This is a genomic window from Thermosynechococcus sp. (genome assembly GCF_025999095.1).
Lineage (GTDB): Bacteria > Cyanobacteriota > Cyanobacteriia > Thermosynechococcales > Thermosynechococcaceae > Thermosynechococcus.
This window is the reverse complement of sequence record NZ_AP024678.1, coordinates 479,452-494,858: the sequence shown is the minus strand read 5'-3', so window position 1 is coordinate 494,858 and position 15,407 is coordinate 479,452. Positions and strand designations below refer to the sequence as shown.

15 protein-coding genes are annotated in these 15,407 nt (G+C 54.4%); 6 read left to right on the top strand and 9 right to left on the bottom strand.

Annotation, left to right across the window (positions count from 1 at the left end):
- Positions 1 to 4 precede the first annotated feature (4 nt).
- Entirely contained in the window at positions 5 to 1,363 is a 1,359-nt protein-coding gene (locus Q0W94_RS02480) for an OB-fold nucleic acid binding domain-containing protein (protein ID WP_297760642.1), read from the top strand.
- Here Q0W94_RS02480 and Q0W94_RS02475 read toward each other — a convergent pair.
- Positions 1,360 to 2,610, bottom strand: coding sequence for a SufS family cysteine desulfurase (locus Q0W94_RS02475; protein WP_297760640.1), 1,251 nt, complete (start codon positions 2,608 to 2,610; stop codon positions 1,360 to 1,362). The genes Q0W94_RS02480 and Q0W94_RS02475 overlap by 4 nt on opposite strands.
- Positions 2,611 to 2,907: 297 nt before the next feature.
- On the opposite strand from Q0W94_RS02475, the gene Q0W94_RS02470 reads away from it, so the two are divergent.
- Positions 2,908 to 4,146, top strand: a complete 1,239-nt coding sequence (locus tag Q0W94_RS02470; RefSeq protein ID WP_297760637.1) for a DUF4912 domain-containing protein — start codon at positions 2,908 to 2,910, stop codon at positions 4,144 to 4,146.
- 74 nt (positions 4,147 to 4,220) lie between these two features.
- Here the strand turns inward: Q0W94_RS02470 and Q0W94_RS02465 are convergent, their stop codons facing one another.
- Positions 4,221 to 5,096, bottom strand: a complete 876-nt coding sequence (locus Q0W94_RS02465) for an alpha/beta fold hydrolase (protein WP_297760634.1) — start codon at positions 5,094 to 5,096, stop codon at positions 4,221 to 4,223.
- Between the two features lie 84 nt (positions 5,097 to 5,180).
- On the bottom strand, positions 5,181 to 5,501 hold the full coding sequence (locus Q0W94_RS02460) for a DUF1815 family protein (RefSeq protein ID WP_297760630.1): 321 nt from the start codon (positions 5,499 to 5,501) through the stop codon (positions 5,181 to 5,183).
- Between the two features lie 341 nt (positions 5,502 to 5,842).
- On the opposite strand from Q0W94_RS02460, the gene Q0W94_RS02455 reads away from it, so the two are divergent.
- Positions 5,843 to 6,292: an NUDIX hydrolase gene (locus Q0W94_RS02455; RefSeq protein ID WP_297760627.1), complete on the top strand. Its 450-nt coding sequence runs from the start codon at positions 5,843 to 5,845 to the stop codon at positions 6,290 to 6,292.
- On the opposite strand, the gene Q0W94_RS02450 is transcribed toward Q0W94_RS02455, so the two are convergent.
- The 5 genes from Q0W94_RS02450 to Q0W94_RS02430 form a co-directional block, all read right to left on the bottom strand.
- A complete protein-coding gene (locus tag Q0W94_RS02450; protein WP_297760624.1) occupies positions 6,289 to 7,017 on the bottom strand; it encodes a metal ABC transporter ATP-binding protein in 729 nt (242 codons plus the stop codon). The two genes, Q0W94_RS02455 and Q0W94_RS02450, sit on opposite strands and share 4 nt — an antisense overlap.
- A complete protein-coding gene (locus Q0W94_RS02445) occupies positions 7,002 to 8,048 on the bottom strand; it encodes a metal ABC transporter substrate-binding protein (protein WP_297760621.1) in 1,047 nt (348 codons plus the stop codon). Before Q0W94_RS02445 ends, Q0W94_RS02450 begins: the two co-directional genes overlap by 16 nt.
- 561 nt (positions 8,049 to 8,609) lie before the next feature.
- Entirely contained in the window at positions 8,610 to 8,825 is a 216-nt protein-coding gene (rpsR, locus tag Q0W94_RS02440) for a 30S ribosomal protein S18 (protein ID WP_011057896.1), read from the bottom strand.
- A 14-nt stretch (positions 8,826 to 8,839) separates the two neighbouring features.
- A complete protein-coding gene (gene rpmG, locus Q0W94_RS02435; protein WP_024125325.1) occupies positions 8,840 to 9,034 on the bottom strand; it encodes a 50S ribosomal protein L33 in 195 nt (64 codons plus the stop codon).
- 35 nt (positions 9,035 to 9,069) lie between these two features.
- Positions 9,070 to 9,606 (bottom strand): RDD family protein, encoded by a 537-nt coding sequence (locus Q0W94_RS02430; protein ID WP_297760616.1) that lies wholly within the window; start codon positions 9,604 to 9,606, stop codon positions 9,070 to 9,072.
- Between the two features lie 90 nt (positions 9,607 to 9,696).
- Between Q0W94_RS02430 and Q0W94_RS02425 the strand changes: the two genes are divergently transcribed.
- From Q0W94_RS02425 to Q0W94_RS02415, 3 genes are read left to right on the top strand one after another with little or no spacing between them, the layout of a single operon-like run.
- Entirely contained in the window at positions 9,697 to 11,472 is a 1,776-nt protein-coding gene (locus Q0W94_RS02425) for an NFACT family protein (protein WP_297760614.1), read from the top strand.
- Between the two features lie 39 nt (positions 11,473 to 11,511).
- Entirely contained in the window at positions 11,512 to 11,970 is a 459-nt protein-coding gene (gene psbQ / locus Q0W94_RS02420; protein WP_297760611.1) for a photosystem II protein PsbQ, read from the top strand.
- Positions 11,971 to 12,006: 36 nt separating this feature from the next.
- Positions 12,007 to 14,625 carry a DNA polymerase III subunit alpha gene (locus tag Q0W94_RS02415; protein ID WP_297760608.1) on the top strand — a complete coding sequence of 873 codons (2,619 nt, stop codon included), beginning with the start codon at positions 12,007 to 12,009 and terminating at the stop codon, positions 14,623 to 14,625.
- On the opposite strand, the gene tmk is transcribed toward Q0W94_RS02415, so the two are convergent.
- Positions 14,551 to 15,276 (bottom strand): dTMP kinase, encoded by a 726-nt coding sequence (gene tmk, locus Q0W94_RS02410; protein ID WP_297760605.1) that lies wholly within the window; start codon positions 15,274 to 15,276, stop codon positions 14,551 to 14,553. The two genes, Q0W94_RS02415 and tmk, sit on opposite strands and share 75 nt — an antisense overlap.
- Between the last annotated feature and the right edge of the window lie 131 nt (positions 15,277 to 15,407).

Sequence of the window (15,407 nt, the reverse complement as noted above, 5' to 3'; positions counted from 1 at the left end):
AAGCGTGAAGATTGTCGGCCGGCGGTTGGTGGGTTGGCAAGCGGTCTATGACATTGGTTTAGCCAGGGATCACAACTTTCTTTTGGCCAATGGGGCGATCGCCGCTAATTGTTTCAACAAGTCCCACTCGACGGCCTACGGCTACGTTACCTATCAAACGGCATTTCTCAAGGCCAACTTTCCCGTCGAGTATATGGCAGCTTTGCTCACGGCCAATAGTGGCGACCAAGACAAGGTACAGCGCTATATTGCCACCTGCCTGAGTATGGGGATTGAGGTGTTACCCCCCGATGTGAATCACTCAGATATTGACTTTACCCCCGTGGGCGAAAAAATTCTTTTTGGTCTGTCGGCAGTACGCAACGTTGGCCAAGGGATGATTGAGGCCATTTTGCAGGCGCGGGCAGAGGGGGGCGCCTTTCAAAGTTTGGCGGATTTTTGCGAACGAGTTCCCCGTGCGGGGGGCGATAGTCGCATTCTCAACCGTCGCGCCCTTGAATCCCTGATTGCCTGTGGTGCCATGGATAGTCTCCATCCCCAGCGCAACCGCAACCAACTACTGCAGGATCTCCCCCTCGTGCTGGAGTGGGCACAGGCGCGCGCCAAAGATCGGGCGGTGGGGCAAGTAAATCTCTTTGACATGTTGGCAGGGGGCTCCAGCAATGAATCCAGCGGCAGCTATGACCCAGCCCCCAGTGCGCCCCCGGTTGATGATTTACCCGATGCCGAAAAGCTCCGCCAAGAAAAAGACCTGCTGGGATTTTATGTATCGAACCATCCCCTCAAGGATATTCACCGGCCAGCGGCCATGATTGCCCCCATTAGCTTGGCGGATCTCGAGCAGCACACGGGTCAAGGGGTGGTGAGTGTGATTGCCCTGCTGACGGCACTCAAGCCCATTACCACCAAGCGCGGCGAGCGAATGGCCATTGTCCAGTTGGAAGACCTCACAGGTCAGGCGGAAGCGGTGGTTTTTCCCAAGGCCTATGAGCGAATTCAGGGGCAATTGCAGCTTGATCACCGCCTATTGCTGTGGGGCACCCTAGAAATGCGTGACGATCGCCCCCAACTCCTGATTGAAGATGCCGAGCCCCTTGAAGCGGTGAAACTGGTGCTTGTGGATTTGCCCGTAGAGCAGGCGGGGGACATTCAGGCCCAAAGTCGTCTCTCGGAAGTGCTCAAGCAACAGGCGGGAGAAATGCCCAAGGTGCCGGTGGTGATTAAAGTAACCGATGGCTACCATGCCCAGTACGTACGCCTAGGGCCACAGTTTCGCGTTGAGGATGCCGATCGCGCCCGCCATGCCCTCACTAGTGCCGGCTTTCAGGCGCAAGCCAGTGAACTGCTCAGCCTCAAGCCCTAGGCCAAGACGTCGCTAAAGAAGGCAATCGCTTCCCCCAGGGCAGCAATAAACTGATCAATTTCAGCGCGGGTGTTGTAGAAGTAAAGGCTAGCCCGTGCCGTGGATTGAACCCCTAAATAGCGGTGCAAAGGCTGAGTGCAGTGGTGTCCTGCCCGAATCGCAATTCCCGCCTGATCCAGGATGGTCGAGAGATCGTGGGGGTGCACCTCACCCACGGTAAAGCTGGCCAAGGCAGCGCGATCGCCCGACGTAGGGCCATAGACCGTGACACCAGGAAGCTCTGGGAGGCGTTCAAAGAGGTAGGCCGTGAGTTCCTGCTCGTAGGCATGGATGCGTGCCATCCCCCACTGACTCAGGTAATCCACCGCGGCCCCCAGAGCGATCGCCTCCGCAATGGCCGGCGTTCCCGCTTCAAACCGATGGGGAATATCGGCGTAGGTGGCATGGTCAAGAAAGACATCGGCAATCATTTCGCCCCCCCCCAAAAAAGGCGGCATTTGCCGCAGGAGTTCCGAGCGTCCCCAGAGGAAGCCGATGCCCGTGGGGGCACACATTTTATGACCGGAGGCCACCAGCCAATCGCACCCCAACTGCTGCACATCAATGGGGAGGTGAGGCACACTTTGGCAGGCATCCACCAATACCCGCGCCCCCTTGGCATGGGCAAGACGGGCAATCTCGGGAATCGGGTTGAGGCACCCCAGCGTGTTAGATACATGGGCCACGGCCACTAAGCGCGTGCGATCGCTCAAAAGGCTTTCGTAGTGGTTGAGGTCAAAGGTTTGCTCTGGCGTCAGTTCGACAAACTTGAGGCGAGCACCGGTTTTTTGGGCCACAAACTGCCACGGAATCAAATTACTGTGGTGCTCCATCACCGTCAGGATAATTTCATCCCCGTCCCGCAGCGTATTCATGCCCCAACTATAGGCCACGAGGTTAATCGCCTCACTGGCATTGCGCGTATAGATAATTTCCTCGGCATGGGCAGCATTGACAAAACGCGCCACCTTTTCCCGTGCCCCTTCATAGGCGGCCGTGGCCTCAGCACTGAGGGTGTGTACCCCCCGATGGACATTAGAGTTATAGCGCCGATAGTAGTCCTCAAGGGTATTGAGAACTGCCAAGGGCTTCTGGGAGGTGGCCGCATTGTCAAAGTAAATCAAGGGGCGATCGTGGACCTGTCGCGCCAAAATCGGAAAGTCAGCACGGCACAGGTCAGCAAGGGAGCGGCTCGGGGCGATCGTCATAGCACTTGGAATGATCTTGGTTACGTGATCCAACGCCTAGGGAGATTGCAGGCATACATCTTTAACTATACTCCCTTGCCCCCTACAGAAGGCGGCCTAGAGAGGGAATGGCAGCCACTCCCTTGATCCCCACACCGCAGAATTGTCACGAAACTCTAACATTTGATCCCCACAAAGGGATAAACTGCGTATAAATCCCTAGGGATGTTTGGCAATTCCCTTGACGCCCCACGAGTTTTTTGCCAAAGATCAAGGGCAAACGATAGCTTCGTCTATCAACCTACGAAGGAGGCACCCATGCCAAAAGATCGCCCCCCGTTAGAAGAAATGACATTGCGGCAGTTGCGGCGTGTTGCCAGTGAACTGCAAGTATCCCGCTATAGCCGTATGCGCAAAGATGAGCTCCTCGCTGCCATCCGTGAAAAACAGGCGCAAGCCAACGGATCAACCACCACCATTTCTATCCAACCTGTCCCCTCTAGTCTGGAGTCACAAGAAAAAGTGGAAGCCGCAAAGTTTGACCTCGGTCCTGCTCAAGATGATGTTCTCTTGGCCGCAGTGGATGAAGGCCTTGGGGATTTGCCGGGTGGCTATGGTGAAAGCCGCATTGTCCTCATGCCCCGTGATCCCCAGTGGGCCTACGCCTATTGGGATGTGCCCAACGAGCACCGCGAACAATTGCGGCGGCAAGGGGGGCAGCAACTGGCTTTACGCCTCTACGATGCCACCAATATCAACCTCGATAGCCAAATTCCCCACAGTGTTCAGGAGTACCCCTGCGATGAGTTGGCGCGGGAGTGGTATCTGCCCATCCCCGTGAGCGATCGCGACTATGTAGTGGAAATTGGTTATCGCTGTGCCGATGGCCGCTGGTTAGTTCTAGCTCGTTCTGCCCCCATTCATATTCCCCCCGCCTACCCCTCAGATTGGGTTTGGGATCAATTCATTACCGTGGATTGGGATATGGATCTGCGGGGCAAAACCCTCTTTGATCTGGGGGCACCCTTGGCAGGCACTGCCGAACCCAATCCCATTTATGAGGGCATCTTTGCCATGGCCGAAGGGGCAGAAGCGCAACGGGTGGCGGGTTCCCTCTTTGGTTCTATGCACCAAGTCCCCGGCTCCATCTCCCAGTTGCCAGAAATGGCCATCAGTTCCTATGTCTTCCCCTCTGGAGTTGGGCTATGGGCGGTGCCGACGGTTTCGGGTCTGACGATGTCGGGCGTTGGCTTCTCAGCTTCGGCGGCTCCCATTCGTCCGCGCAAATTCTGGTTAGTGGCGGATGCTGAACTCATTGTCTATGGGGCTACGGAGCCAGATGCCACCGTCACCATTGGTGGGCGCCCCATCAAACTCAATCCCGATGGCACGTTCCGCTTCCAAATGTCCTTCCAAGATGGCCTCATCGACTTCCCGATCTTAGCAGTGGCCGCAGATGGGGAACAAAACCGCGCCATTCACATGAAGTTCACTCGCGAAACCCCCGAACGCCGCACCAATACCAAGGAAGAAGCGGTGCTGGAGTGGCTCGCCTAAGGACGTTGATTGGCTCAGTAAATGCCTTATTAAATTAAATACCTTTCCCTCTGCCTCAGGGGTGGGGGGATTTTTTATGCCCGCAAAAAGGCAAGGAGTTCGCGATTGACGAGCCCTGGCACTTCCTGTTGGGCCCAATGGCCACACTCAGGCAGGTATTTCAGCCGCCACGGTGCACGGATCAACGCTTCAATACCATTGGCAAGGCGGGGCGGGGCGAGGGGATCATCGGCACCCCAGAGGATCAGGGTGGGGCTGGTAATGGCTTCCGTGTGCTGTTGCAGTAGGTGCCACCACTGTTGGGGTGAAAAAAGATGGCGATAACTTTTGAGGACAGCCGCGATCGCTCCCGCTTTTTCAAGAGCCGCTTGATAGAGTTGCACAGTTTCTGCTGAAAAGGCCGCCTTGCGGATGGAGTAGCGCTGAAAGAAATCCTGCAAAAAACTCCGCAGATTGTGCCCTAGCCAGTATTCCGCTAAGCCGGGGATGTGGCAAGCCAATAGCGGCCAGTTGCGCCAAAAATGCTCCAACTGCTGCCAGAGTTCCAGTCCCACAGGGTAGAGGTGCGGGGTATTCAAAACCGCTAAATGCTGCACCCTCTGCGGAAAGCGTGCCGCCACATGCCAAGCTATGAGGCCACCGCAATCATGGCCGACAATGTGTGCTCGTTCATAGCCCAGCTCTTGAATGAGCGCCGTTACATCTTGGCTGAGGGTATCGAGATCATAGCCGTGGGCAGGCTTCTCGGAGTCATTGTAGCCCCGCAGATCTGGCACTACGACCTTGAAATGACGAGCCAAAACGGGAATTTGAAATCGCCAAGAGTACCAAAACTCTGGAAAGCCATGCAACAAAATCACTAGATCACCGCTGCCTTGGGTGACGTAGTGCAGGCGCACTTGGTTAACGCTGCGGTACTGGTGTTGCCAACTAAGGGAAACTTCAGTCATTGAGGGTGAGGATTAAAGCAGAAGGGAAGCCCAGCTACTTTTAAGCTAGCACCGACAAAAGCGGCGAGGGTAGCCCCGCCAGGGTTAAACCGCAGTGGGGACCCGTACTTCCTTGAGGAGATTGGCCAGTTCTTGCAGTTGGTTGATGGCCTCTGCCCCTTCTAGTTTCATCAGTTCGCGGTCGTCCCGCATTTCAGTCCAAGTAATTCCATAATCAGAGACCAAAAAGCGAATTAGGTGGTTGTCGGCCAAGCTGACCATGAAGGAGGCACTGTTGAGTTCACCGCCACAGGTGTAGCAGGAGGCCATGTAGCCTCGATTTTCGAGGGCGATCGCTAGGGCTTGCAGGTTCAGCACCAAGTCGCGAATAAACTGGCGGTGTTGTTCGGCTAAGCGGTAAAACATAGGACAATTAACTCCAGAAAACGAGTAAATGAATAGCGCAACCCCAAGAGAAATATTAAGACAATCTTAAGAATGTGCCACCGTATACCAATTTGTAAAATCTTATAAAAAAGATGTAAAAATCTAAAATTTGCTATGGGTATGGGCAGCGTTGATTTTGCTCAGATGGAACGGCAATACCCTCTAAAGGCGTAGCTTTATGTCTAGTTCACCGTTGCCTACCGTTTTGATTACCGTCGCAATAGCAGCCTGCCATATCTCTCAAGGGCTATGTTTTTCATTTTACTTTAAGATTCCCGTTTCTAGGGTAACCTAGCCCTAAGGACACATTCTGCAAGACGATGCCAGCAACTACGACTGTTCCCGTTGCCCTTGCCATTCTCTACCAAGGCGATCGCGTTCTTATGCAACTGCGAGATGATTATGCCCATATCTTGTATCCTGGCCACTGGGGACTTTTTGGCGGCCACCTTGAACCTGAAGAAGCACCGCTCGCGGGCGTTCAGCGGGAAGTCTATGAGGAGATTGGCTACTGCCCACCCCAGCTCACCTTTTTTGGCGAGTACAGCGATCCCCAAGTACATCGCTATATTTTCACAGGCCCTTTAACCTGTGAATTGGGCAGCTTGGTACTCAACGAAGGACAGGGGATGGACTTAGTACCCTACGCTTCTGTGGTGGCTGGCGTTCACTATGCCCAAGCCCTCGGGGAGGATCGCCCCTTAGGAGCCATCCACCAGCGGATTCTGCTTGATTTCTTTGCTCAATTCAGGAGAGAATCAGCCCCCTAGGCCGCAAATTGTTGCAGCACCCCTTCGGGAGTTCCTAGTCCTTGGACAGAGCGATCAAGATACAGCACCTGATCGCAGGTTGCCCTGACCCGCTCCAAGTGATGGGAAATTTGTAAAATCCCCCAGCCCTCGCTCACCTTGAGGGTCTCGAGGAGATCGTAAAACTGTTGCTCACCTCGGCAATCTAAGCCAGCGGGAGCTTCATCCAAAATCAGGAGACGACGGGGTTGCACCAAGCAATAGGCCAAGAGGGCGCGTTTTGTTTCGCCGCCGGAAAGGGAACTCATGGGTTGCGCCGCAAGATGCTCTATGTTCAGGCGTTGGAGACTCTCAAAGATGGCGCGATCGCGCTGCTGGCGGTACTGCCAAGGCCACTGCCATGTCGGTTGCCCCCAGCCCAAACCCACAAATTCAGCCACTGTGATCGGAATGCGGGGATCGCACTGGAAGTTCTGTGGCAAATAAGCCACCTGTTGGCGGACATAGGGGAGTGTGCGGCGATAGGTCATGCCATACCCTAGGAGCGTCACCCGTCCCTGCTGGTAGGGAATAATTCCCAAAATGGCTTGAATCAGGCTACTTTTGCCTGCCCCATTGGGACCAATAATGGCCATATTCGTATTGGCTGCGAGGGTAAAGGAGACATTTTCCACCACCCAGCGATCGCCCCGCCGCACGGAGAGGTTTTCCACCTCCAGTAGGTATTCCTTCACAGGGGTATCCACGCCAACTCCAAAACCGCCAAGGAATAAGGGGAACGATGGGCTTGCCGTTGCGCCCCAAACGCTTCAGCAAGGTTGAGAATGTTCTGCTCCATCTTGCCCAGGAAATAGGCAGGGGTGAGATCTGCTGCGGAAGGGGCACGCTCTAGGGGATCAAACACACTCACTTTTGCCCCCGAATCCCGCGCTAAACTTTCAAAGGCCTGTTCTTGCCCCGGTTCAGTCAAGAGCGTTTTCAGGTCACTTTGCTGCACCGCCTGCATCACCCGTTGCACGTCCGCTGGTGAGGGGTTAACGGCGGGATTGCCCACGAGATAGATCGCTTTCAGGTTATACCTCTCGGCAAAATAGGGGGCCACATCGTGATAGATCACAAATGTTTTGCCGGCAAAGGGAGTGAGCTTTTCCCGTGCCAGGGCATCGAGTGCTTCTAACTTTTGAATAAAGGCAGCACTATTTTCTTCATAGATGGCAGCCCCTTCAGGATCCACGGCAATCAAACCATCACGAATATTTTTTACCTGCTGGACAGCACGCTGGGGATCTAGCCAAATGTGGGGATTGAATTCACCATGGCTATGACTGTGGCTATGGTCGTCGTAATCATGGGTGTGGTCGGGATCACCCTTTGCGCTGGCAATTGGGGTTACTCCAGCACTGGTATCAATGACTTTAAGGTCTGTATTGGCGGCATTCTTGATTAAGGGGTCAAGGAACGTTTCCAACCCAAGGCCGTTTTTGACCAAGACCCTTGCCGTCCCCAAAAGCCGCACATCCTCAGGACGGGCTTGGAAGTCGTGGGCATCAACATTAGGGGGCAACAGTTGCTCGACAGTGGCGCGATCGCCCACGACCGCTTTTGTAAAGGCAGTGATGGGTAAAAAAGTCGTCACAATCGTGAATTGCCCTGCTGTCTGTGAGGTCTGTGAGGTCTCCCGCTCCTGTGGCGACTGGGCTGGGGGGGCACAACTGCCCAAAAATACCCCCAGAATTAGCAGCAGCCCCCAGCGTTTAAGGTGCGCTTGAATAGCCATAGAGAAACAGATGAATGATAACCATTCTCATGTTTACACAGCTAGGTAGGGAGAGCAAGCAAAAATATAGCTATTTCGAAAGGGAGTGATATATTGCAAAGGGAAATAGATTACCCCTGCCGCATCCCGAATATCCTCAAAGGCTCCTTAAAGAACATGAGGAGTTGTCTCCTATGTCAAGCAAGGTGGCAAAATCAATGAGGCCACCTAATAATCTTTCAGGTAAGTCGCGCCACCCTCCATCGCTGGCTGAAACGAGACCACTGAGTGCCCAAGGTGGTCCCCTTCGTCCTTGGAAACTTGAGGGGGCGGCCTTAGTGCTAGATGTTGCTGCCAACCCCGATGACCGTTTAATCGATCAGGCCCAGGAAGTTGGGGTGGAAGTTTCCAGGATTAGTTACCTCCTCGACGAGAGGGGCCTCAGCGGAAAAAAACAGATGAGTTCCATGAGGTGATTGGCGATGGTGATGCTGGATAGTGTTTTGTTCTTTATTGGCATATTTAGAAAGGGGTAAGCTTCAACCTACCCCTTCACAAAAACCAATTGGCGAGCGCGAGTTCCTAGCCTTCGAGATTCAAGAAGGGCAAGAGGGCCATGATCCGTGCCCGCTTAATGGCTACTGCCAGTTGCCGCTGTTGCTTGGCAGTGAGACCGGTCACCCGTCGCGGCAAGATTTTTCCCCGCTCCGTGATAAAACGTCGCAGTAAATCCACGTCTTTGTAGTCAATGGGTTGGCCAGGGGGAATGGGGGAAATGCGTCGCCGATAAAATGCCATAGCTGTCCTCTAAATTACTTGATTTCTTTGTGAACGGTGTGCTTGTTGCAGTAGCGGCAAAATTTCTTCAGTTCCAACCGCCCTGTGGTGGTGCGACGATTTTTGGTGGTGGTGTAGCGAGAGACACCGGGCGATCGCTGTGCCGGATTAGTACGGCACTCTGTGCACTCTAGGGTGATAATAATTCTGGCGCCTTTTGCTTTAGCCATGGTCTTGCCTATCTATCCAGTGAGCCGATCTCTAATTATGGCAGATCTTTGCGGATTTTGCTGACCAATTCAATCAGCTTGCGATCGAGGGCAAAGCCCCGCCGACAACGATACACCTTTGTGCCGCCTAGGCGATCGTGGAGCGTGCGGTGTTCTTCATCAATCCAGGCCAGACTGCAGTCAACGGCTAAGGGCAGCGCCAAAATAATGAGGGCCATACTAGGGCCATAGGATTCCAAGCCCGCCAATGTCAGCAGTGCCCCGATGCCAATCACCAGTTCTCGCTTGCTGAGGGAGAGCAGATCCGGTGTCCGCTGCCGCTGATCCAACAGTCGCACATTCATCAACCAATGGCCGGGGCTTTGACCCTTATTGCGGTTGACCATCGCCACCCGCAGTAACCACCAAACGATGGCAAAGACAAAGAGTTGCCCCCACTGAATCGCCGCTCCCGGTGTGATACCGACAACGCTCGTCAGCCAGATTAGGATAAAGTCAATGCTGCTGGCGATCGCCCGTCGCCAAGGCTGAGCCAGGGGTAAGGGGGGTGGATATTGACGGGAAAGTGCCATAGCGAGCACAGGGTGGCAAAAGGCCAGAGAGTGGCTAGACTAGTATAGCTTGATGCCGATTCCCTCAAAAAATCCTGCGGAGTTTGGACGGTGCAACCCGTTGATTTAACTACTCTGCGTGCTGTTTGTGCCGATCTCCAACATTGGCTACCAGCACGGCTCGAAACGGTTTACCAGCGCGATCGCCACACGATTGCCTTGGCTCTACGCACACTCAAAAAACAGGGTTGGCTGACCCTCAGTTGGCATCCCCAAGCGGCACGCGTTGCCTTTGAACCACCGCCCCCCCGCCAGCCAGACACCTTTACCTTTAGTCAGCAGCTTCATGCCCAACTCAATCGCCTTGCCCTTGTGCGGGTTGGTTTAATCAACCCCTGGGAGCGCGTTGTGGTTTTGGAATTTGCACCCCGTCTGCAGGAAGCAACGCAGTGGCGTCTCTATGCCGAGATCATGGGCAAGTACAGCAACGTGATCCTGGTAAACGCTGAGGGGGAAATTGTTACCGCCGCCCACCAAGTCAGCCCCCAGCAGTCCCGCTTGCGGCCAATTCTCACCGGTCAGCCCTATGTGCCCCCACCCCCCCTGACGGCAGCGCTGCCCAGTAGCGAGATTCCCTTTGAGCAATGGCAACAACAGGTGAGTGTGATCCCCGGACTGCTGCGGCAGCAACTCCTGAAGGCCTATCGGGGCTTGAGTCCTGCGTTGGTACAGCAATTACTGGCCGATGCCGCTTTGCCCCCAGAGTGTCGCACTACAGATCTAAGCGCTGCAGAGTGGCGGCGGCTGTTTGACCATTGGCAGCACTGGCTGAAGTGTTTAGAGAGGGGGCATTTTGTGCCTCAATTCACAGCAACGGGCTATCGCGTCATTCCCCCGCTTGGAGTGCAGACCTCCTCCACCGGCAGCATCCACGAGATCCTGGCCACCTATTACCAAGACCAACTCCAGCAACAGCAAACACAGCAACTTCAGCAACAGTTGCACCAGAGCCTACAGGCACAACGGCAAAAACTCATCGCCAAGATTGAGGGCTTTCGGGAACGATTGGCGGCAGCGGTGGGGGGCGATCGCCCACGGTACCTCGCAGATTTACTCATGGCCCATGCCCACCTGTGGCAACCCGGCATGACCGAACTGATCGTGACGGACTTTACCACCCAAGAACCCCTCGCCATTGCCCTCTCCCCAGAAAAAAGTGCCATCCAAACGGCTCAGGAGTTATACAGGCAACACCAAAAACTGAAACGTGCCCAGCAGCACATTACGCCACTCCTCACGGCTGCTGAAGGGGAACTTGCCTATTTGGATCAGGTGGCGGTCACCCTGGCTGCGGCCACATCCTTAGATGTCCTTGAGGAGATTCGGGCTGAACTGATTCAACAGGGATACCTGATAGCCCCCGATTACTATTGTCCGCCAACCACCCCTAGTCCCTACCTACGCTATACAACACCGAGTGGCTTTACGGTTCTTGTGGGGCGCAACAACCGTCAGAACGACGATCTCACCTTTCGCGTTGCCAGTCCCTACGATTGGTGGTTTCACACCCAAGAGATTCCCGGCAGTCATGTCATTCTCCGCCTTGAAGCGGGGGATGTCCCCAGTGACAAAGATATTCAATACGTGGCGGATTTGGCGGCCTACCATAGTCAAGCGCGAGCCAGTGCCCAAGTGCCCGTCGTCTATACCCGCCGCAAGTATGTGCAAAAACCGAAGGGTGCTAATCCGGGAATGGTGATCTACGATCAGGCAACCGTGGTGTGGGGGCATCCCCTCAGGGTCAGGGATTGCCCCGCAGAGATACCCTCAAGGAGCAAACAGCTTCGCTGCACGGCGGGCGATCGCGACGGGATCATGGCAGAATAGAACCGTGTTTTTGAAGACACTATTGACTGCTGAGGTTCTATGCTGCGTCTAAATCAAAAGTCCTTAATTTCAATCCTATTAAGCATTGTTGCTATTATTTTAGTCGGCTGTGGCGGCCCCAGTGCCACAACCTCACCCCCACCCACCTATAGTGAGTTGCAAATTACTCGCATTCAAGACTACCTGAGCGACATTGAGAAAAATGCCGAACGCTTTGCTGATTTAGAGGTCAGCATCGCCAAAGGCGATTGGCAGGAAGCCCGCAACATTATGCGCGGCCCCCTCGGTGAAATGTTGATGGATATGCGAGCCCTCAACCGCAACCTTTTGGCAAAGGACCAACCCACCCCCACGGCCTTGACCCGTGCCCTGACCGATGACTTCCTGAAAATTGATCAAGGCGCCGATCTCGATAGTATTCCCGTAGCTCAAGAGAGCTTCCGCGAGGCTGAAGCGGATTTCAAGGCCTATCTCAACAGCTTGCCTGAGTTGTCCTAGTCTCCTGCCTTTCTCCTAAGTTGGTAGCCGTTGCCCATGTCCTTTGTCGGTCTGCATATTCACAGTGATTACAGTCTGCTTGATGGTGCTAGTCAGCTTCCCGACCTAGTGGCACGGGCAATGGAATTGGGAATGCCGGCGATCGCCCTCACGGACCATGGGGTAATGTATGGTGCCATTGAACTGCTAAAGCTCTGTCGCGGCAAGCCCCTAAAGCCAATTATTGGCAATGAGATGTACGTCATCAATGGCGACATCACCAAACAGGAGCGCAAACCCCGCTTTCACCAAGTGGTGCTGGCCAAAAATAAGCAAGGCTACCACAACCTCTGCAAACTCACCACCATCTCTCACCTTCAGGGCTTTCAGGGAAAGGGGATTTTTGCCCGCCCCTGTATCAACAAGGAACTCCTCGCCCAATACCGCGAAGGGCTGATCGTCACCAGTGCCTGTTTGGGAGGGGAAATTCCCCAAGCTATTTTGCAGGGCAAACCGGATTTAGCACGCAGTGTTGCTGCTTGGTATCAAGAGACCTTTGGTGAGGATTTTTACCTTGAGATCCAAGACCACGGCAGTCAAGAGGATCGGGTGGTCAACGTTGAACTGGTGCGCATTGGTCGTGAGTTGGGGATCAAAATTATTGCCACCAATGACTCCCACTTTATTTCCTGTCATGACGTTGAAGCCCACGACGCCCTGCTTTGTATCCAAACCAACAAGCTGCTCAGCGATGAGAAGCGGATGCGCTATAGCGGTACAGAGTACCTGAAATCCGCCGCTGAAATGGCTCGGCTGTTTCGGGATCATTTGCCCGATCAGGTCATTCAAGAGGCCTTGGCGAATACCCTCGAAGTAGCCGCCAAGATTGAAGCCTATAACATCTTTCGTGAACCCCAAAGTCCAGAGTTTCCGGTGCCGCCTGGCCATACAGCAGATACCTACCTAGAGCAAGTGGCATGGCAAGGACTGCTAGAGCGATTTCACCTCAGCAATCGCCAGCAGTTGGAGGCCACCTATCGGCAGCGTTTGGAATACGAACTCAAAATGCTCCAGCAGATGGGGTTCTCCAACTATTTCCTAGTCGTTTGGGACTACATCAAATATGCCCGCGACCACAACATCCCCGTAGGTCCGGGGCGGGGATCGGCAGCGGGTTCCCTGGTGGCCTATGCCCTGCGCATTACCAACATTGATCCGGTTCACCATGGCTTGCTCTTTGAGCGCTTTTTGAATCCTGAGCGCAAGTCCATGCCCGACATTGACACGGACTTTTGTATTGACCGCCGCGAGGAAGTCATCCAGTACGTGACCCAAAAATACGGCAGCGATCGCGTCGCCCAGATCATCACCTTCAACCGCATGACCTCCAAGGCGGTGCTCAAGGATGTGGCACGGGTGCTGGATATTCCCTATAGCCAAGCCGATCAAATGGCGAAACTGATTCCCGTGGTGCGGGGCAAACCCGTCAAATTGGCAGTCATGATCTCCGAGGAAACCCCTGCGCCGGAGTTCAAGGAAAAGTACGACACTGATCCGCTCGTGCGCCGCTGGATTGATATGGCCATGCGCATTGAGGGCACCAACAAAACCTATGGTGTCCATGCGGCTGGCGTCGTCATTGCCTCAGAACCCTTGGATCAACTGGTGCCGCTGCAGCGCAACAACGATGGCGCCGTGATTACCCAGTACTTCATGGAGGATTTAGAATCCCTCGGCCTTCTGAAGATGGACTTTCTGGGTCTGAAAAATCTGACCATGATCCAAAAAACCCAAGAACTGATCGAAAAAAACCATGGTCAGCGGATTGACCTTGATGCTTTACCCCTCGATGATGCCAAAACCTATCAACTGTTAGCGGAAGGTAAACTGGAGGGAATTTTTCAACTGGAATCCTCGGGGATGCGCCAAATTGTCCGTGAACTGAGGCCCTCGAATCTGGAGGACATTTCCTCGGTGCTGGCACTCTATCGACCGGGGCCTTTGGATGCTGGGCTGATCCCGAAATTCATTAACCGCAAGCACGGCCGCGAGCCCATTCAGTATCAACATGAGCGTTTGAAGCCGATATTAAGCGAAACCTACGGCGTCCTGTGTTATCAGGAGCAGATCATGCGGATGGCACAGGACTTGGCGGGCTATTCCCTGGGTCAAGCGGATCTCCTCCGCCGGGCGATGGGCAAAAAGAAAAAAGAGGAAATGGAAAAACATGAAGCCCTCTTCATCGAGGGAGCAGCTAAAAATGGGGTGCCCAGTGCCGTAGCCCAAGAACTTTTTAAGCAGATGCTGGATTTCGCTGAATACTGCCTGAGTGGTGAGACTGCGGTGATGACCGTGGAATATGGTGCGGTTCCCATTCGGCGCTTGGTGCAGGAGCGGTTGACCTGTCACGTGTATAGTCTTGATGCCCAAGGTCATCTTTACACGCAGCCCATTGCCCAGTGGCATTTTCAGGGCTTCCGTCCCGTGTATGAGTATCAATTGGAGGATGGCTCGACCATTTGTGCAACACCGGATCACCGCTTTATGACCACCAGGGGCCAGATGCTGCCCATGGAGCAAATTTTTCGGGAAGGACTAGAGCTATGGCAAGTCGCGATCGCCCCCAGTCAGGCGCTTCTTCAAGGTCTCAAACCAGCGGTGCAGATGAGCTGCTAGGCAATCTTGAATAGCTTTACTCACCTGATCTAGGGGTTGGTGGGCGTCAATCCGCTGCCAGCGATCGCTCCCTTGCTGAGCTAGGGCCATAAATCCCTGCCGAACCCGCTCGTGAAAGGCCACCGCAGTCTGCTCGAAGCGATCCGCTATGCCCCGCTGTTGGGTACGGGCAAGACCAACACCGACGGGAAGATCTAACCAGAGAACTACATCCGCTCCTAAACCCCCCGTAGCAATCCGGTTGATGTGCTCAATGATCTGCAAGTCCAGCCCCCGCCCATAGCCTTGGTAGGCAACGGTAGAAGCCGTATAGCGATCGCACAGGACAATGCCCCCCCGTTGCAGTTGCGGACGGATACAGGTGGCCACATGTTGGGCGCGATCGGCGGCATAGAGGAGCAGCTCCGCTAGGGGATCAATCTCTAAATCACTATGGAGCAGCAATTGCCGTAGGCCTTGGCCAAGGGGCGTCCCCCCCGGTTCACGGGTCAAAAGCAAGGGGGGATCAATATCAGAGGCTCGTAATTTTGCCAACCAGCCACTTTCTTCGAGCCAGGTGGCGATCGCCCCCATTTGGGTGGTTTTGCCGGCGCCCTCTCCCCCCTCTAGGACAATAAATAAACCCGCATAGGGATGGGTAGCAGAATGCATGAATCCAGCAATTTCAAGAAAAGGTTTGATATAATCGCGGCAGGCGGCCGGTACGATGCAAGGAACCCATACAATGGGCGTAATGCTTAATTCCCTGTGATGTCCTAGACGCCCTAGCAGCGACAGCACTC